The organism is Nocardia ninae NBRC 108245 (assembly GCF_007990755.1).
Lineage (GTDB): Bacteria > Actinomycetota > Actinomycetes > Mycobacteriales > Mycobacteriaceae > Nocardia > Nocardia ninae.
On record NZ_BJXA01000005.1, the window covers coordinates 105549 to 122921 of the forward strand.

Below are 17373 nucleotides of genomic sequence, written 5' to 3' on the forward strand. Positions count from 1 at the left end.
AACGGGACGCGGCGCACCTAGTCTTGATCCGTGCGTCGGCTCCTCCCCCTCTTGCTACTGCCCCTCGCTGCCTGCGGTGCGGAGCCGGCCCCGGCGCCGCCGCCACCGCCCACCACCACCGAACACGTTCGCACGCCGCAGGACTGCACCAAGCTGACGGTCACGGCCATGACCGTCGAGCCCGGCATCGCCTACATCTTCGGCACGCACGCCGAGTGGCTGCCCAAGGGCCAGTTCATCCGGGTTCGGGTGGCAATCACCAACACGGACAACACCTTCCGCACCACCCGGCCGAGCGACTACCACCTCGACGACGCGGCCGATCGCCCGCACCCGCCCAGCGTCGACGCGATGGCGATCAAGCGCCAACCCACCGAGCTCACCCTCGGCGCCGGCAATCGTGCGGAAGTGGACCTCTGGTACGACATCCCGGCCGATACTTCCCCGAAACTGCTGCGCGACAACACCTGTGTCACCACCATTGCGCTGCCCGGCTAGCACCTGCGCGGACGGGTGAATTACGGCGCGGGAATGCCCGACCAGAGATCGCAGTGATGGTTTCGGGATATGTCGGTGGTGGTGAACTTCTCCGGTTCGAGCACCAGCGTCTGGTCACCGGTGTGCCGGGGCCAGTCCGGGAGGCCCTTGCTGTTCGGATCGCCGGACCGAACGAAACTGGACCAATAACGGACCATCTTGTCGGACAGGTCTTTCTGCGCAGGACTGGCCAGCGTCGATGCCCCCTTCAGGTCGAACAGGTAGGGCAGTTCGAAGGCGTGTGACGCGCCCAGCGGAAAGGGCGGCGGGGTGGGCAGGCCGGGCAGCGGCGCGGCGTTGTGGTCCGCGAACTGGTAGGCGTACACCGGCCCGGTGCGAACGAGAGATTGCGCCATGCCCGCGATCGGGCAGACGAAGAGGTAGTCGGTCATCACCGCCGACCAGGCCAGCGTCGGCTGGTCGTAGCCGGTCAGCGGATAGCGCTCGGCCACGGCCTCGGCGCGGGGCCCGAACACCGTCAGCAGCTGGGGATATTGCTCGGCGGTGATCGTCTGCCGGGCGGTGAAATAGGTGTACTCGTCGTGGTTCGCCCCGATCAGCACCGGCACCTTCGCAGCCTTGCCCGCGCGGAAAGCGGCAAGCGGGTCTTCGGGCAGCAAGGGTTGACCGAAGATCGGACCGGGCAGCCCGTCCCCGCCCTCGCCGGTGAACTGCAACGGCGTCGCGGCGACCTTGTCCGCGGGCAACGCGCGCAGGCACTGCGCGGTGGCGGCATCGGCGCCCGGACAGCCGAGCGTCGCCGCGTATTGCTCGCTCTTGGCGACCGCGGTCTGCCGGTCGGCCTGCAATTCGCATGGGCCGCTCTGCAAGATCGCGCCATGGAACAACCGCTCGGAGGCGGGCGACACCAGGTGATCGCACACCGACATCGCACCCGCCGACTCACCGGCGATGGTCACCTTGGCCGGATCGCCGCCGAACGCGGCGATATTGTCGCGCACCCAGCGCAGCGCAGCCTGCTGATCCATCAGCCCGAAGTTGCCGACCTGCCCGTCGTCGTGTGCCACCGCCGGGTGTCCGAGAAAGCCCAGCGCACCCAGCCGGTAGTTGACTGTGACCACCACCATGTCGCCGGTCCGCACCAGCCGCGACGGGTCGTACCAGTCGCCGCTGCCGACGAGGAACGCCCCGCCGTGGAACCACACCATCACCGGTCGGGGCCGCTCGGGCGTGCCGCTCGGCGTCGACACGTTCAGGAACAGGCAGTCCTCGCTGCCCGAGAGCGGCCCTGGGCCTTCCGCCTGGAGGCATTGCGCGCCCGGTGCGGTCGCGTCCCGCTCCTGCGACCAGTTGGCCGGTGCGGCAGGCGGTTTCCACCGCAGCTCGCCCGTCGGTGCTGCCGCATAAGGTATTCCGGAGAACGAGCGCACGTCCGCGGTCGCCGACCCGCGCACCGGCCCGGACTGGGTTCGCACGACCGCAGCGTCGGTCGGCTGCTTCTCGTTCGAGTCGTTGCACCCGACTACCGCCCCGCACAGCACGGAGAGGACGGCGACCGTCACGGCCATCCGTCGTGCCCGCCACCGGAGCTTGTCGGACCAGTAAGGGTGCATCGCGGAGCCTCTCTGTCGAGTGACGGTCGGCTGAACCGTAGTGCGCCCTATCGCAACCCGCTAGGAAGCACTGCCGGTGGCCGGACGCGACCGCCACCGTGCACATGCGGCGGGGTCGGCGTTCGGACGGTCCGCGCCGTTGCGGGCACAGCCCTGTGCCGTGTACCCCTCCCGATCGTAACCGGACCGGTCATAGCCGAATTGGTTGTAACCGAACCGGTTGTAGCCGAACCTGTCATAACCGAAGACGTCGTAACCGTCCACCCCGTAGCGATCGTCGAAACCGTTGCGATCGTCGAAGCCACCGGGACGGTGGTGCGGACCCGTATTGAGGGTTCCGTTGGGGTTGGTGCAGCCGACATCGGTCGGCGCGTGGCATGGGATGGCGGATGCCACCGGGACAAGGACCGCGGCCGGTGCCAGTACCAGGGTTGCGGCGACCACGCTCCGCACCATCACCCGTCGGGCCCCGCCGGAACACACACTCTTCTTCGACACCATCGACCTCTGATTCACCGGGAACGCACACATCGCGTTCGAATTCGAGACAGACCCTTCCCACCGGAAGTTTTTCCTGGTACGGCAGAGCGTCTAAAGCATTGGAGTGCAGCATTTTTCGGTCTGCGACTCCGATACGACGAAGATATCCGAAACGAAACTGTTTACGCCTCAGGGGAATCCCCCATTTCGCCGTCGATCGTTGGACGTACGCTTCCGCAAGGTTCCCGGGGCGGCAGCCCACCGGACGCCGATCGGCGCCGCACCCGAACATGACAAATCTCCACTATTGCGACCGATCGGTCGGACTTATTGAATAGGATATCGACATGACGAACAGGCCCCCGGCCGACGGGCGCCGAGCGCGCGGCGACCGATCCAGAACGGCCGTGCTGGATGCGGTCGTCTCGCTCGCCTCCGTCGAGGGACTCGGCGCACTGAGCATGGGTCAGGTGGCCGCCGAGGCCGGCGTGAGCAAGTCCGGACTGTTCTCGCTCTGGCGCGACAAGGAAGAGCTGCAGTTGGCGGCCATCGAGCGCGCGCGACTGCAATGGGCGGAGCGGGTGGTGCAGCCCGCCATGCAAGCCCCGACCGGCGCGCGCCAGTTGTGGGCGCTGCACGAGGCGCGATTGGCGTTCTATACCGGCCGGGTGCTGCCCGGCGGCTGCTTCTTCGTGGCCGTCCAGCACGAGTTCGACGATCAGCCGGGCCCGGTGCGCGACCGGATCGTCAGCCTCGCCCGAGAATGGGATGCGTTCGTACACACCATCATTCGCGCCGCGCTCGACGCCGGCCAGTTGCGGAAGGACACCGACCCCGGCGTGCTCGCCTTCGAGCTCGACGCGCTCGGCTACGCCGCGATCACCCGTTCGCGACTGCTGGACCGGGAAGCCACGTTCGCGCAGTCGCGCGCCGCCATGCTGTGGCGACTGCGGGCGTACTGCACCGACCCGTCGATCCTTCCCGCAGCCTGAGCGGAGCTTCACGACCGATCGTCCGCGCGGGACGTCGCCGTCGAACAGTACGGCCGACATGACCGACCACCTGATAGTCGCCGGGCAACGAGGCGTAAGTTTGTGCATAAGTTTCCCTGCCGTGGACAGGCAGAAGGGGTGGTACGACGGTGCAGGCCGAACCAGCGAGACCCGCCGAACGAGGTCCCGCTATCTCGCCGGATACAACCAGGTTGCGGACGTTTTCGACCAGCAAGCCACCTGGTCTACGTTGCGTGGGTCAGGTCGACCTCACGACGCACGACACGTGGCAGAGCGCGCTCGCCGAACTACCCGCCGCACCCGATATCCACCTGGAGTTGTCCGAGCTCACCTTCATCGATACCCATGGCACCCTGATACTGGTGGAAGCCACGAATCAGTCGGCCGAGGGACGCCGGGTCGTGCTGCACAATCCGCCCGTGACGCTCGTCCGCATCCTCGAGCTGTTCTGGCCGTCGCTTCCCACAATTGAGGTAGACCGCGCATGACCATCACCACCGACCCGCTACCCACCGCAGACCCCTTCGTGCACCCGGCGCTTTTCTACAGCGACACCGAGGAATACCTGGCGGGCACCGTGGGCTTCATCCGAGCGGGATTGGCCAACAACGAACCGGTCGCGGTCTCGGTCCCCGGGCCGAACCTGGAACTGATCCGCGCCGAACTCGGCTCGGATGCCGAGGCCGTGCGGCTGATGGACATGACCGTCGAAGGCCGCAACCCCGGCCGGATTATTCCGGGCGTGCTGCGGGCCTTCGCCGATACCTACCCGACCGGCCGCGTGCGGATCATCGGCGAACCCATCTGGGCCGGGCGTTCGGCGACCGAGTATCCGGCGTGCGTCCAGCACGAAGCGCTGATCAACGCCGCGTTCACCGGGCGCGAGGTCACCATCCTGTGCCCCTACGACACCGAACGCCTGGACCCGGCCGTGCTGGTCGACGCGCACGCGACGCATCCGACCCTGATCGACGGCGACGGCGAACGCGCCAGTAGCGCCTACGATCCCGACCGCATCGTCGCCTCGTACAACAAGCCGTTGTCCCCGCCGCCCGCCATCGCGAGCGTGCTCGCCTTCGACGCCGCGACGCTCGCCGAGACCCGGCACCGGGCGGGCGCCTACGCGCGCGGCCTCGGCATGGACGACGACCGGATCATCGACCTCGAGTTGGTGATCGCCGAGACCATCACCAACTCGGTGGTGCACGGCGGCGGCAGCGGCACGCTCGCGCTCTGGATCGAGGGCAGGCAGCTGCGCGCTCAGGTCCGCGACGCGGGCCACATCACCAATCCCCTCGCGGGCCGCCTGCCACCGGCACCGTTCCAATTCGGTGGCCGCGGGCTGCTGCTGGTCAACCACCTCACCGACCTGGTCCGCATCCACACCGGCGTGCACGGGACCACCATCCAGATGGATCTCCGCCTGGCCTGAGCGGCCCGCGAAAGGCCTGGCGTTTCGGCCTTACTTGCCGGTGAATCGCGCCTTACGCCGCTCGACGAACGACTGGATGCCCTCCGCACCGTCGGCCGTCGCGAACAGTTTTGTGACATCGCCGACCAGGTGCTCGGCCGCCGCGGCATTGCCTTCGTCGCGAGCGCGGTGCGCGGAGGCGAGGATGGTGCGCACGCCCAACGGTGCCGAGTCCTCGGCGATTTCGGTGGCCAGGGCGCGCGCCGCGGCGAGCGCCGTCGCAGCATCGGGCGTGACCTGCTGAACCAGGCCGATCCGGTAGGCCTCGGCGGCATCGAACTCAGCTCCGGTCAGCACCCAGCGCATCGCGTTGCCCCAGCCCGCTTCCCGCCAGAACCGCAGCGTCGCACCGCCGAACGGGTAGATGCCGCGCCGGACCTCCAGCTGACTGAACCGGGTGCCTTCGGCGGCGATCCGGATGTCGGCGGCCAGCAGCAGCTCGATGCCGAGCGTCATGCACCAACCCTGTGCCACGGCGATCACCGGCTTGGTCCAGCGGTAATCCAGCCGCCACGGATCCAGGCCGTCCTCGGGATAGGTGATCGCGCCGGAGGCGAGCGCTGGCGCGACATCGACCAGGTCGAGGCCGGCGGTGAAATGCTCGCCGTGTCCGAACAGGACGCCGGCGCGCAGCTCGTCGTCGCGCTCGAGCAGGGCGTACGCGCGGGAGAGCGCTTCGAGCATCTCTAGGGTGAAGGCGTTGCGCTTGTCCGCGCGGTTCAGCCCGATGAGCAGGACATGTCCGTCGCGTTCGACGGTAACGGTGTCGGCCATGGGCTTCAGTCAACAAGACTGATATCGATTATGCAATAGACCATAATCAGTGCGTAGGGGCCTGCGAACGGTTTGCTCAGGAGTCCGATTCGACTCGGCTCTGCGCCGCCAGCCGCTGGAAGGTGCCTGCGATGTATTCGATCCGAGTGTCTTCGAGCTCGGGTCTGGGATAGGTGGAGCGGAAGATCGCCTCGCCGTCGAACATGTGCACAATCGAGGTGGCCAGCAGGCGCGCGATATCGGCGGGGACGGCGGGGCTGAGGGCCGCGACGGCGACCCGCTCGACGTCGTCGATCAGGGCGCTGGCGACCGGGGCGAGGCGGGCCCGCAGCTGCGGTTCGGTGCGCGCGGCGACCAGCAGTTCGAACCAGACCGTGTTGGTCTCCTGCCGGATCTGGTTCCGGGCGCGATGCAGGATATGCGTCAAATCCAGTGGGCGGTCGGTGTTTTCGCGCACGCGAATATTGTCGAACGCGCGCATGTGCCTGCGGCCGACCTCCTCGGCGGCGGCCACCACCAGGTCGGTCCGCGAGTCGAAGTGCCGGAAGATGCCGCCCTTGGAAACGCCTGCGCGGCGGCTGATCTCACCGAGCGAGGCGTTGTGGTAGCCGACCTCGGCGATGGCCTCGATGGTGGCCTCGACGAGTTTGGTGATCGCGGCGGCGCGGCGCTGGGCCTGGGTTCGGCGCGGTGGCGCGGTCACCGCACCTGCGACCTGAGGAATCGCCCGGTGCGGTCGGTGCCGAGGATCGGCGCGGCCGTGCCGTCGCCGAAAACGTACTTGCCGCCGATGAAGACGGCCGAGACCGCTCCGTCATTGCGATTCACCATGCGAGACAGATTGTCATACTGCGCGACCGGGCTTTCGGCGTAGGCGTCCAGCGAGTCGTCCAGGTGCGCCGGGTCGATGATCACCAGATCCGCTCGCTCGCCCGGTCGCAGGTGGCCCGCGTCGATCCCGTACCAGTCGGCGAGCTCGCCGGTGAGCCGATGCACCGCACGCTCCAGCGAGAGAAACGGCGTCCCGGCACGCTCGGCGTCGTGTACGCGGCGCAGGAAGCGGAGGCCGAAGTTGTAGAACGCCATGTTTCGCAGATGCGCACCGGCGTCCGAAAAACCCAGCTGCACACCGGGGTCCGCGCCGAGCTTGGTCAGGAACTTCGGCCGATGGTTGGAAATCGTGGTGCGCCAGCGCAGTTTGGTGCCGTGCGCGACCACCAGATCGAGAAACGCGTCCACCGGGTGCGTGCCGCCGCGTTCCAGGCCGACCTGACCGAAGGTCTTCCCGATCACCGAATCGTCCGGACAGGAGACGATCTCGGCGTCGAAGAAGTCACGGTGCCAGACCCGCATCCCGAACTTGGCGTCGTAGTCCTTCCGGAACCGCCGCCGATACGACTCGTCCTGCATCAGCGCGTTGCGCTCGACCTGGTCGGCGAGGTGCAGCGCGGCGGCACCCGAGCCGAACTCCTCGAAGATCACCAGGTCGATGCCGTCGGCGTAGACCTCGAACGGCACCGGCAGGTGCTGCCAGCGGAAGTCACCGCCGAGCGCGTTCAACGCGCGCGCGATCGGTCCCATGATGTAGACCAGCGCAGGATTCGCCTTGATGTCGGCGGCCGAGAGCAGCGTCGTCTTCAATCGCTTGCGGAAGATGCCCAAGCTGCTCAGCGTCATCGCGGCGATACTGCGCACCGAGGCGATGTCCGGACCGGCCTGCAATACGCGGCGCCGCCGTCGCAGAATCGCGTTGAGGCGGCGGCGTTCTCGCGCCTTGGCGTAGGTCGACGGCAGGGTGCGCGAGCGGCAGGTGTCCCCGTCGATCTTGTCGAAAAGCAGCTGCTGCGCGGACATTCCGACGAATCCGGCATCGAGCGCCTCGGTCAGCGCCGCTTCCATCGCCGCCTGCTCGGCCGGCGTGGGCCGAACCTCTTTGCGGGTGGCGCGGTCGAGTCCCATCTGTGCGGTCCGGATATCCGAATGCCCCAGCATGGCAGCGATATTGGGGCCGAGCGGCAGCTCCTCCAGCGCAGTGATGTACTCGCCCGCGGACTGCCAGGTCTTGACCTCGTCGACCGCCTCGATGACGTGGCGCCGCGGGATCGCCTCGACCCGGCCGAACAGATCGCCCGCGTCGGTCGCCCCGACGTGCACGGTCGACAGCGAACACGACCCGAGCAGCACCGTGGTGATGCCGTGGCGCACCGACTCGGTGAGCGCGGGCGTCTTCAGCACCTCGATGTCGTAGTGCGTATGGATGTCGATCATGCCGGGGACGACCCACTTGCCCGCGGCCTCGATGACATTCGGACAGCCCGTCTCGTCGAGCGGGTCCGCCGACACCGTCACGACACGATCCCCGCGAAGTCCGATGTGCCGCGTGGCGGAGGGCGAACCGGCACCGTCGAACCAGCGTCCGGACTTGATGATCGTGTCGTAGCTCACTCTCACATTGCAACCGATCGGTCACTAACCGTCAAGGGGTCAGTTCTCACACCGCACCGGGATCGCGTGCGCGCAATGATTTGCCATTGCGTAACTCCACGCTCGGAATATGGTCACCAACGCCAGTCATTCTCACCCGAACGAATATGGGAGCAGAGTAGTAAATTTGCTCGATAACGCCCCCGTACCACGGACAACAAGCCGATTCACGAGATCGCGCCCGGCGCCAAATAAGCATCGACAATGCGAAAGCGCCCGATGTCTACCAATTGTCCGAATAGTTGCTGAATATACTGACCTGACGCAGCTCCTCGGCGAACAACTCCTTGTTTCCCGTATTCGTAGAACCAGGATGGAGGGGCCGCATGCCCACACCGATACCGGAACGTGCCGATCATCCGCTCGCGCTGCCCACCGAAGCGGAGATCGCCGAGGTGCGCGCCGTCGTCGCCGAGGCCGGGCTGATCGCGGCGACAACACGTTTCGTCTACGTCGGGCTGGACGAACCGGACAAGTACGCCGTCTACGACTGGTCGGGCACCACGCCGTTGGACCGCTGCTTCCGGGTGCTGCTGCACGACGTGGACCGTCCGAACGCCGTCGACCTGACCGTGTCGCTCGGCCGCCGCGCGGTGCTCACGCAGCGCACCATGGACGCGATCAGCGACGGCCAGCTGCCGGTGCTCGACGAGGAGTTCGAGCTGGTCGAGGCGGTGCTGGCGACCGATCCAGACTGGCTGGCGGCGCTGGCCGCCCGCGGCCTCGACGTCGCCCAGGTGCGGGTCGCCCCGCTGTCGGCAGGCGTGTTCGACTACCCGGGCGAGGCAGGTCGGCGCATCCTGCGCGGCTTGGCATTCCACCAGCAGCACGAGAAGGACCACCCGTGGGCGCACCCGATCGACGGGCTGGTCGCCTTCGTAGACGTCATGACGCGCGAGGTGCTCCGGGTGATCGACGCCGGGCCGGTCGACATACCCGAGGAATCCGGCAATTTCGACGATCCCGGCGTGACCGGCCGCCTGCGCAGCACCCAGAAACCGATCGAGATCACCCAGCCACAGGGGCCGAGTTTCACCGTGCGCGGCAATCTGGTCGAGTGGGAAAAGTGGTCGGTGCGGGTGGGTTTCGATGCCCGCGAGGGACTTGTCCTGCACCAGATCGGTTTTCACGACGGCGGCCGGGTCCGGCCGATCATCCATCGCGCGTCCATCGCGGAGATGGTGGTGCCCTACGCCGATCCGTCACCGATCCGCTCCTGGCAGAACTACTTCGACACCGGCGAGTACCTCGTCGGGCGCTACGCCAACGCCCTCGAGCTCGGCTGCGACTGCGTCGGCGACATCACCTACTTCGACGCGGTCATCGCCGACGAAGCGGGTCGGCCGCGCGTCCTGCGCAACGCGATCTGCCTGCACGAAGAGGATTTCGGCGTGCTGTGGAAGCACACCGACCTGTGGACCGGCTCGCGGGAGGTGCGCCGCCAGCGCAGGCTGGTGATCTCGTTCTTCACCACGGTCGGCAACTACGACTACGGCTTCTTCTGGTACCTGTACCTCGACGGGACCATCGGTTTCGAGGTCAAGGCCACCGGAATCGTGTTCACCGCGGCCTATCCCGGCGCCGACCACCCGTTCTCCACGCAGGTGGCACCCGGCCTCGGTGCGCCGTATCACCAACATCTGTTCAGTGCGCGACTCGACATGATGGTCGACGGACATCGCAACCAGGTAGCGGAGGTCGAGAGTGTCCGGCTGCCGATCGGCCCGGACAATCCGCACGGCAACGCTTTCACGCGGCGGCGCACCCCGCTGATCCGCGAATCGCAGGCTCAGCGGCTCGCGGACAACCGGGTCGGCCGCACCTGGCACATCAGCAACCCCGAGGTGTGTAACCGCTTGGGGCAGAACGTCTCCTACGTGCTGCATCCGGAAGGCAAAGAGACGCTGCTCGCCGCCGACGAATCACCCATCGCGCAGCGGGCCGCGTTCGCCACCAAAAATCTCTGGGTTACCCGCTATGACCCGAAAGAGCGCTATGCCGCAGGCGATTTCGTGAATCAGCATCCCGGCGGTGCGGGACTTCCCGACTATGTGTCCGGCGACCGTTCGCTGGACAACGAGGACCTCGTCGTGTGGCATACGTTCGGCCTCACGCACTTTCCGCGCCCGGAGGACTGGCCGATCATGCCGGTCGCCTACACCGGGTTCACGCTCGAACCGGTCGGCTTCTTCGACCGCAATCCCACCCTCGATGTTCCGCGCACCGGCTCCGGCCACTGCGCCGGCTCGACCAGTCCCTGCCATGGAGCTCCCGATGACTGAATCATCCACTGCCGGTGCACGATTACGCGGTTCGATCGGGGTGGCGGGGATCGTGTTCCTCGTCATCGCCGCCGCCGCGCCGCTGACCGCCGTCGGCGGCGCGTTGCCGCTCATGATCGGGCTCGGCAACGGGGCGGGCGCGCCGACCGCCTACCTCGTCGCCGCGGGCGTCCTGCTGCTCTTCAGCGTCGGATACGCCGCGATGAGTAGTCATCTGGACGAGGCGGGCGCGTTCTACGCCTACGTCCGCCGGGGCCTCGGCCCCCGTGCCGGGCTCGGTGCGGCGGGACTGGCTCTGCTGACATATACCGCCATCCAGGCGGGGATCTACGGCCTGGCGGCATCGACCGCCGAAGAGCTCGTCGTGCACTACGGTGGTCCCGATCTACCTTGGTACGTCTACGCTTTCGCGCTGATGGCCGTCGTCGCCGTGCTCGGCTACCGCAATATCGAGCTCGGCGCCAAGGTGCTCGGTGTGCTGCTGGTGGTCGAGATCGGCAGCATCGTGGCGTTGTCGGCCACCGTGCTGACCCGCGGCGGCGCGCACGGCATCGACACCGTCTCCTTCACTCCGTCGGCGTTCTTCGACGGCTCTCCCGGCGTCGCGTTGATGTTCGCGATCGCGTCGTTCATCGGGTTCGAGGCCACCGCGATCTACGGTGAGGAGGCCCGCGACCCGCGCCGCACCATCCCACGGGCCACCTACCTCGCGGTCGGCACGATCGGCGTGCTCTACGCGGTGTCCAGCTGGGCGGTCGTGCTCGCGTTCGGCAGCGACGACGTCGCGGCTGCCGCGAGTGCGGATCCCGAAGGGCTGACCTTCACCGCCGCGCGGTTGTTCCTCGGCGAATCCGCCGCCGATCTCATGGCGATCCTGCTGGTGACCAGCCTGTTCGCCGCCCTGCTCGCCTTCCACAACGCGATCTCCCGCTACGGCTACGCGCTGGCCCGCGACGGCATCGGCCATCCGGCGCTCGGCCATATCCACCTCCGGCACGGCTCGCCGCACAAGGCCGCGCTCGCCCAGACGTTTTCGGCCGCACTTCTCCTCGGCACCTTCGCACTCGCCGGCGCCGACCCGGTCCTGCAGCTGTTCACCTGGATGTCCGGCCTGGCCACCGTGGCCATGCTGCTGCTGATGCTCCTCACCAGCGTCGCCGTCATCGTCTTCTTCCGCCGCACCGGCCTGGATCGCCGGGTCTGGCACACGGTGATCGCGCCCGTCCTCGGCACCGGCGGACTGCTGCTGATCACAGCGCTGGTCATCGACAACTTCACCACCCTGGTCGGTGGTTCCGCCCTCGTCTCGATCGTCCTCCTGGCCATCGTCGCCGCCACTTTCGCGCTCGGCGTCACCCTCGCCCGCACCGCCCCGAACCCCGCGCAGCCGCACACTATTTGATCTCCCGCACATCGAATCGCATGCGATTTCGTCGGCGGGAAGTCGAAAGGTGTGCGGCGGGCCAGGCTCGGTACGGCGCGGACGGTGGCGCGCGGGGCCGAGTCGGGACAGACTTGATGCCGTGAATCCCATGCCATTCGGCCCGAGCGCCGACGACCGCGCGGGGGCCCGGTGAGCGCCCTCGCGCGCGGCGAAAACCGGCCGGCGCCCGCCGATCGGATGACGGTGACCGTCGCCTGCTCGGCCGGGGTCGACGTGTCGGCGCTGTTGCTCGGCGCGGACGGACGCGTCCGGTCCGACGCCGACTTCGTGTTCTTCAACCAGCCGGTCGGACCCGGCGTCACCTATCGGCACGGCAGCGGTCGTGGCGACATGGTCGACGTGCAGACCAGCGCGCTACCGGCCGACGTCGACAAGGTCGTGGTCACCGCCAGCCTGGACGGCAGCGGACCGCCCACCTTCGCCCGCGCGGGCACGTTGCAGGCGACGATCGGCTCCGATTCGGGGACACTGACTTTCCCGATGGACGGGCTCACCACCGAAACGGCCGTGGTGTGCGTGGAGATCTATCGCCGCGGCGGCGCCTGGAAGGTGCGGGCGGTCGGGCAGGGTTACGACAACGGGCTGGCCGGTATCGCGACGGCGTTCGGGGTGAACATCGACGACGAACCCGAGGCGCCCACGCCGAGCGCGGCTGCTGCCGCACCGGTTTCGCCGCCCGGCTACCCGCCGCAGGCACCGCCTCCGCCACACGGCGCGCCACCGTCGAACTACTCGCCCCAGGGCGCGCCCTCGAATTACCCGCCACTTGGCGCACCGCCGAACTATCCGCCGCAGGGTGCACCACCGAACTACCCACCCCAGAGCGCGCCACCGAACTACGCACCCCCGGCCCCCGCCTACGCCCCACCTGTCGCGCCCTCACCTCAGCAAGGAGCACTGCCCATGCAGAGCGATCTGTTCAACCCGAACCACGCCGAGGTCACCGGCGTCGGCATCCAGAAGCAGGGCAGCAAGATGATCAAGGTCGCCGTCAACGGCGAAGTCATGGCGCGGGCCGGTTCGATGGTGGCCTACCAGGGCGAGATGCAGTTCAAAGCGCTGGGCTCCGGCGGCATCGGCCGGGCGATCACCCAGCGGCTCACCGGCGAGGGCGTGCCGCTGATGAACGTCTCCGGCCGCGGCGACCTGTTCCTCGCCGACAGCGCCGCCGACGTGCACCTGATCGACCTCGACGGCAGCGACGGCCTCACCATCAACGGTTCCAACGTGCTCGCCTTCGACTCGAGTCTGAGCTACCGGGTCCAGCGGGTGCAGGGTGCGGCCGGAGTCGCCAGTAACGCCGGGCTTTTCAACTGTGTCTTCACCGGACGGGGCCGGATCGCCATCACCACGCACGGCTCGCCCGTGGTCTTGCAGGTGGATCAGCCGACCTATGCCGACCCGCAGGCGGCGGTGGCCTGGTCGTCCAGCTTGCAGACCGGGATCAAGCGCAACGACTCGTTCGGCCTGGGCAGGCTGCTCGGCCGCAGCACCGGTGAGGGCCTCACGCTGGCGTTCTCCGGGCGCGGCTTCGTCATCGTGCAGCCCTCGGAGCTGCCACCCGGCGGGTTCATCGGCGGCACCGGCGGCGGCCAGCAAGCCGGGCAAGGCGGGGGGTTGTTCGGTTAACCAGGGATAGTTCGGCTAACAATTCGCGCGCCACGATTGACCACACGCGCACCGTCCGCGATGATCGGCAGCACCTCGGATTTCTGAGCGTTGCGACGAGGCATTCCTATCACCCTGGCATTCGGCACAAAGCGTGGCGGTAAGGCGAAGAGAGGTCGGAAATTTGACGAGCAGCAGGCGTTTTCGAGATCGGGCGGCTAGATTCGCGGTACTGGTCGGGGTCGCGTCAGCCGGATTCGCCATGACGGGAACCGCGCAGGCCGAGCCGTTATGGCCCGGCGGCCCCGATATACCGGGTATCCCGGCCATCATTCAGCCGCCGCCTCCCGCGCCGGTCTACGCACCGTGCACCGCGGCGAAGGCGCGCGCGTGCATGCGGTTGTCGACCAAGGAAGTGTGGCTGATGGAGGACGGCAGGACCGTCTACGGCCCGAAGCCGATCGAGATCGGCAGGCCGGGATACGAGTCGCACGTCGGCGTCTTCGATGTCGACTTCAAGCGGCGAGATTTCTGGAGCACAATGCACAATGCACCGATGGAATACGCCGTCTTCTTCGACGGCGATATCGCTACACACATCGGGCCGCTCGATTCGATGTCGCACGGCTGCATTCGGATGAACCCCGATGCCGCCGAGGCCACCTTCAATCATCTGGAGCCCGGCGACATAGTCGAAGTCGTGGAGTAACACGATCTTTCAGCACGCGAACGGGATGCCCTCGACGGGCATCCCGTTTTTGCTCTCGGTAACCCTCAAGTCGGCAATCCCGGCTGTTCCGGCCGATAACACGAGAAAGCGAGTCGATCGTGCGAGTAGTAGCCGAGGTGCTGGTCGGATTGGTTGCGGCACTGCATGTCTACATCATGGTGATGGAGATGTTCCTGTGGACGACACCGCGGGTGCGCGCGGCGTTCGGCAGCACCGCGGAGTTCGCCCAGCAGACCAAGGTGCTCGCCGCGAATCAGGGGCTGTACAACGGTTTTCTCGCGGCCGGATTGCTCTGGGGCATCATCGCGTCGGACCCGGTAGGCCGCGCGGCGATGATCTTCTTCACCGCCTGCGTCGTGGTCGCCGGCTGCTACGGAGCCGCGACCGCCAGTCGCCGCATCCTGGTGGTCCAGGCGCTGCCAGGCGCGATCGCGCTGGTGGCGGTGCTGGTGGCCGGCTCCCAGTAGGCGGTGCTACGGGGCCGCCACATCGACGCAGCCGGGGGTCGGGTCGACGACGTCGCAACCGGACGGCGGACGGGTAGGCCGATAGTCGGGCGGAACTCCGCCCGCGGCGATGGTCTCGGTGTAGGTGGCGACGGCCTTGGTGGGGCGGCGCTGCAGGGTGGGGTCGGCGAGCACGTCCACGGTGTAGAGGCCGAATCGTGGACGGTAGCTGCCCCATTCGTAGTTGTCGGTGATGCTCCAGTAGTTGTAGCCGATGAGGTTCACGCCGTCGGCCTTGGCGCGTTGCAGCCAGTAGACGGTGTCGCGCAAGTGGTCGCTGCGGTTGTAGTTGCCCGTCCCCGGCGTGTTGCCGTCGTCGGAGTTGGCATCCTCGGTGGGCATGCCGTTCTCGACCACGTAGATCGGCATATCGGGCTTGCCGTACTTGCGCGCCTCCTCCGCATAGCGTTTCACCGCGTAGTAGATGCCCTCGGTCCGGATCGGCAGGTTCCACATACCGGGTGACCCGATGGCCGCGATGGACCGGACGGTGGCGGGTGGCGTCGAGGCCGGCGGTTCGAAGGCGAAATAGTAGTCGACGCCGATGTAGTCGAGGCGATCGGCGATCTTGGCGAACAATCCACCGTTGACCTGATCGTCGATCCCGGCGACGTAGCCGATATTGCTGGTCACCTGCGCGTCGGGGCGCACCTGGTGAATGTAGTCGTAGATATTGTTGTGCGCCTCGGCCACCAGATCTTCCATCCGCCCCTGGTTGGTGGCGTTGTTGCGCACCTCGTGCATGATGTAGGCGACCGGCTCGTTGATGGTGACCCACAACGGATTTCGCGGGGCGTACCGGTCCACCACCTTGCGCATGTTGGCCAGCCAGGCCGCCACCATTTCCGGGTGATCCCAGCCGGTGTTCTCGGAAGGTCTGCCATCGAACGCGCCGTCGTAGGCCCAGCCGGGGTACACCCAGTGATCGAGGGTGAGCATCGGCCGCATGCCCGCCTTGACGATTTTGGCGATCACCGCGTCGTAGAAACGGAACCCGTCGGCGTCCCACTCCAGCCGGCTCGTCGGTTGCAGCCGCGCCCACTCGATCCCGATCCGGAACACCTTCACCCCGAGCGACTTCGCCAGATCGATGTCGGCGGCGTACCGGTTGTAGAAGTCGATCGCGCTCTGATATCGGTCGAACTCGGGGTGGCGCTCGATGTAGCGCACCCAATTGCTGTCGGGCGCATCGTTGCCCGCGGAAACCCGGTGCGCCGAAACCGAGCCGGGGCGGCCGTTGCCCGGCGCGTGCCCCTCCGACTGGAAGCCGGACGCCGCGACGCCCCAGAGGAAGTCGGGCCCGAGCGCGGCCGGCCCCGCCGTTGGCTCCGGTTGAGCATCGCTCACGCCGGGGACCAGCAGCGCGGCCATTGATGCCGCGAGTGCTACCGCGGCACGCCGTGTCCATGTGCGCATAAACCGTGAACTTAACCGATTAATTGCTGAGCCCTCGGCAAGCTCGGTCCTCTCGGCGAGTACAGGGCACGAAACACGCACGAGAAGCAGACCTGGCAGCGCAGCCAGGCAGTTGCGAGAGCCGCGATTCCGCGATGGACCCGCGTCAGTTCGTGGACATGCGCTGGTCGATCCGGGCGATCGTCACGGCAGTCGGGGCACCGTAGGCCCCGTTGCTGGCGCCGGCCGCGGCCTCCTCCGCCGCGGCGGCGGTGTTGGCGACGGTGATGTCGTCGGGGGCGAAGGCGGCGGCCTTCGCGGCGGCGAGCGCTGCGGCGGCCGCGTCCCGACCGGTGACCGCCGCGTCGGCGCTGGCGACCGCGTAGAAGGTTGCCTTGATCGCGTGGTTGGCGGCGACATACGCGTGCCATGCGGCGTCGCGCGTGGTGTCCGCGGCCGCGACGGCACGGGCGGCGCCGTGGGCGCGCGCGACATGGTCGACCGCCCTGTCCCGGTTCACCGCACGCCTGCTCGCGGCACTGGCCCGGCCCGCGGCGCTGGTCGCTCTGGCTCGCGCTTGGGCGAGCAGCTCACGGGTGTCGTCGACCTCCAGCACGGCGACCCCCTGGGCGCCGCCGGGCAGCAGCGGAATCACTTTGCCTACCAATGGAACCCGCCGCCGTCGACCGGCTGAGCACGCTCGCCGGACACCCCGAACCAGTCCAGGCCGACGCCGTCCTGGTTCCAGAAGGACATCGAATCCGTTGCCGCACAGTAGATTACGATCGCCAGCACGGCAAAAGCCGCTAATTCCTTCGACAAACGCGTCACAGCGAACCTCCTCGATCGTTGCTCGTGCGCCGGTACACCCCGGCGAATGCGGTAGGAGCCACACAGAATGCGCAGTGGCGCACATCTCCGGATTGCCCGAATTCGATCCGGAGCCAACGGAAATGCGCGCCTGCCGCTAACCCAAAATGCCGAAGGTGAGAATCCCGACGAGGTTCTCCGTTACCGCGAGCACGCTGTTCACTAGACCGAAGAGACCACTCAACATGACTGCTCCTGTGATACG

General features: G+C 67.5%; 17 protein-coding genes. 9 read left to right on the forward strand and 8 right to left on the reverse strand.

Annotated features, from left to right (window positions below; all coding sequences use genetic code 11):
• The first annotated feature begins 30 nt into the window (after window positions 1–30).
• Window positions 31–498 (forward strand): DUF4352 domain-containing protein, encoded by a 468-nt coding sequence (locus NN4_RS06390; RefSeq protein WP_147129013.1) that lies wholly within the window; start codon window positions 31–33, stop codon window positions 496–498.
• 20 nt (window positions 499–518) lie between these two features.
• On the opposite strand, the gene NN4_RS06395 is transcribed toward NN4_RS06390, so the two are convergent.
• Together NN4_RS06395 and NN4_RS06400 are read right to left on the reverse strand one after the other, a co-directional pair.
• Window positions 519–2066, reverse strand: a complete 1548-nt coding sequence (locus NN4_RS06395; RefSeq protein WP_246180739.1) for a carboxylesterase/lipase family protein — start codon at window positions 2064–2066, stop codon at window positions 519–521.
• A 105-nt stretch (window positions 2067–2171) separates the two neighbouring features.
• On the reverse strand, window positions 2172–2555 hold the full coding sequence (locus NN4_RS06400; protein ID WP_147129017.1) for a hypothetical protein: 384 nt from the start codon (window positions 2553–2555) through the stop codon (window positions 2172–2174).
• A 383-nt stretch (window positions 2556–2938) separates the two neighbouring features.
• On the opposite strand from NN4_RS06400, the gene NN4_RS06405 reads away from it, so the two are divergent.
• The 3 genes from NN4_RS06405 (at window position 2939) to NN4_RS06415 (ending at window position 5036) form a co-directional block, all read left to right on the forward strand.
• The gene (locus tag NN4_RS06405; protein WP_147129019.1) at window positions 2939–3583 is read left to right on the forward strand and encodes a TetR/AcrR family transcriptional regulator; all 645 of its coding nucleotides are present in this window, start codon (window positions 2939–2941) and stop codon (window positions 3581–3583) included.
• 149 nt (window positions 3584–3732) lie between these two features.
• On the forward strand, window positions 3733–4092 hold the full coding sequence (locus NN4_RS44815) for an STAS domain-containing protein (RefSeq protein ID WP_503826339.1): 360 nt from the start codon (window positions 3733–3735) through the stop codon (window positions 4090–4092).
• Entirely contained in the window at window positions 4089–5036 is a 948-nt protein-coding gene (locus NN4_RS06415; protein WP_147129021.1) for an anti-sigma factor RsbA family regulatory protein, read from the forward strand. The genes NN4_RS44815 and NN4_RS06415 overlap by 4 nt, the downstream gene beginning before the upstream one ends.
• Before the next feature lie 30 nt (window positions 5037–5066).
• Here the strand turns inward: NN4_RS06415 and NN4_RS06420 are convergent, their stop codons facing one another.
• The 3 genes from NN4_RS06420 to NN4_RS06430 all read right to left on the reverse strand — a co-directional run bounded on the left by NN4_RS06420 (window position 5067) and on the right by NN4_RS06430 (window position 8294).
• A complete protein-coding gene (locus NN4_RS06420; protein ID WP_147129023.1) occupies window positions 5067–5849 on the reverse strand; it encodes a crotonase/enoyl-CoA hydratase family protein in 783 nt (260 codons plus the stop codon).
• A gap of 76 nt (window positions 5850–5925) precedes the next feature.
• Entirely contained in the window at window positions 5926–6552 is a 627-nt protein-coding gene (locus tag NN4_RS06425) for a TetR/AcrR family transcriptional regulator (RefSeq protein WP_147129024.1), read from the reverse strand.
• The gene (locus NN4_RS06430; RefSeq protein WP_147129025.1) at window positions 6549–8294 is read right to left on the reverse strand and encodes an N-acyl-D-amino-acid deacylase family protein; all 1746 of its coding nucleotides are present in this window, start codon (window positions 8292–8294) and stop codon (window positions 6549–6551) included. Before NN4_RS06430 ends, NN4_RS06425 begins: the two co-directional genes overlap by 4 nt.
• A gap of 365 nt (window positions 8295–8659) precedes the next feature.
• Between NN4_RS06430 and NN4_RS06435 the strand changes: the two genes are divergently transcribed.
• From NN4_RS06435 to NN4_RS06455, 5 genes are all read left to right on the forward strand, one after another.
• Window positions 8660–10615, forward strand: a complete 1956-nt coding sequence (locus NN4_RS06435; RefSeq protein ID WP_147129026.1) for a primary-amine oxidase — start codon at window positions 8660–8662, stop codon at window positions 10613–10615.
• Window positions 10608–12017 carry an APC family permease gene (locus NN4_RS06440; protein ID WP_147129028.1) on the forward strand — a complete coding sequence of 470 codons (1410 nt, stop codon included), beginning with the start codon at window positions 10608–10610 and terminating at the stop codon, window positions 12015–12017. The genes NN4_RS06435 and NN4_RS06440 overlap by 8 nt, the downstream gene beginning before the upstream one ends.
• A gap of 219 nt (window positions 12018–12236) precedes the next feature.
• Window positions 12237–13688 (forward strand): AIM24 family protein, encoded by a 1452-nt coding sequence (locus NN4_RS06445; RefSeq protein ID WP_147129099.1) that lies wholly within the window; start codon window positions 12237–12239, stop codon window positions 13686–13688.
• 241 nt (window positions 13689–13929) lie between these two features.
• Entirely contained in the window at window positions 13930–14376 is a 447-nt protein-coding gene (locus NN4_RS06450) for a L,D-transpeptidase (RefSeq protein ID WP_147129029.1), read from the forward strand.
• Window positions 14377–14495: 119 nt separating this feature from the next.
• The gene (locus NN4_RS06455; protein WP_147129031.1) at window positions 14496–14864 is read left to right on the forward strand and encodes a DUF1304 domain-containing protein; all 369 of its coding nucleotides are present in this window, start codon (window positions 14496–14498) and stop codon (window positions 14862–14864) included.
• Between the two features lie 6 nt (window positions 14865–14870).
• On the opposite strand, the gene NN4_RS06460 is transcribed toward NN4_RS06455, so the two are convergent.
• The 3 genes from NN4_RS06460 to NN4_RS44820 form a co-directional block, all read right to left on the reverse strand.
• A complete protein-coding gene (locus NN4_RS06460; protein WP_147129033.1) occupies window positions 14871–16319 on the reverse strand; it encodes a family 1 glycosylhydrolase in 1449 nt (482 codons plus the stop codon).
• 145 nt (window positions 16320–16464) lie between these two features.
• Window positions 16465–16965 carry a hypothetical protein gene (locus tag NN4_RS06465; protein WP_147129034.1) on the reverse strand — a complete coding sequence of 167 codons (501 nt, stop codon included), beginning with the start codon at window positions 16963–16965 and terminating at the stop codon, window positions 16465–16467.
• Window positions 16959–17129: a hypothetical protein gene (locus tag NN4_RS44820; protein ID WP_186818296.1), complete on the reverse strand. Its 171-nt coding sequence runs from the start codon at window positions 17127–17129 to the stop codon at window positions 16959–16961. The genes NN4_RS06465 and NN4_RS44820 overlap by 7 nt, the downstream gene beginning before the upstream one ends.
• Window positions 17130–17373: the final 244 nt, after the last annotated feature.

Excerpts from the sequence above, each read along its gene's own strand:
- NN4_RS06395 (WP_246180739.1), bottom strand. The coding sequence starts at position 2,066 with ATGGCCGTGACGGTCGCCGTCCTCTCCGTGCTGTGCGGGGCGGTAGTC.
- NN4_RS06405 (WP_147129019.1), top strand. The coding sequence starts at position 2,939 with ATGACGAACAGGCCCCCGGCCGACGGGCGCCGAGCGCGCGGCGACCGA.
- NN4_RS06415 (WP_147129021.1), top strand. The coding sequence starts at position 4,089 with ATGACCATCACCACCGACCCGCTACCCACCGCAGACCCCTTCGTGCAC.
- NN4_RS06420 (WP_147129023.1), bottom strand. The coding sequence starts at position 5,849 with ATGGCCGACACCGTTACCGTCGAACGCGACGGACATGTCCTGCTCATC.
- NN4_RS06435 (WP_147129026.1), top strand. The coding sequence starts at position 8,660 with ATGCCCACACCGATACCGGAACGTGCCGATCATCCGCTCGCGCTGCCC.
- NN4_RS06440 (WP_147129028.1), top strand. The coding sequence starts at position 10,608 with ATGACTGAATCATCCACTGCCGGTGCACGATTACGCGGTTCGATCGGG.
- NN4_RS06445 (WP_147129099.1), top strand. The coding sequence starts at position 12,237 with ATGACGGTGACCGTCGCCTGCTCGGCCGGGGTCGACGTGTCGGCGCTG.
- NN4_RS06450 (WP_147129029.1), top strand. The coding sequence starts at position 13,930 with ATGACGGGAACCGCGCAGGCCGAGCCGTTATGGCCCGGCGGCCCCGAT.
- NN4_RS06460 (WP_147129033.1), bottom strand. The coding sequence starts at position 16,319 with ATGCGCACATGGACACGGCGTGCCGCGGTAGCACTCGCGGCATCAATG.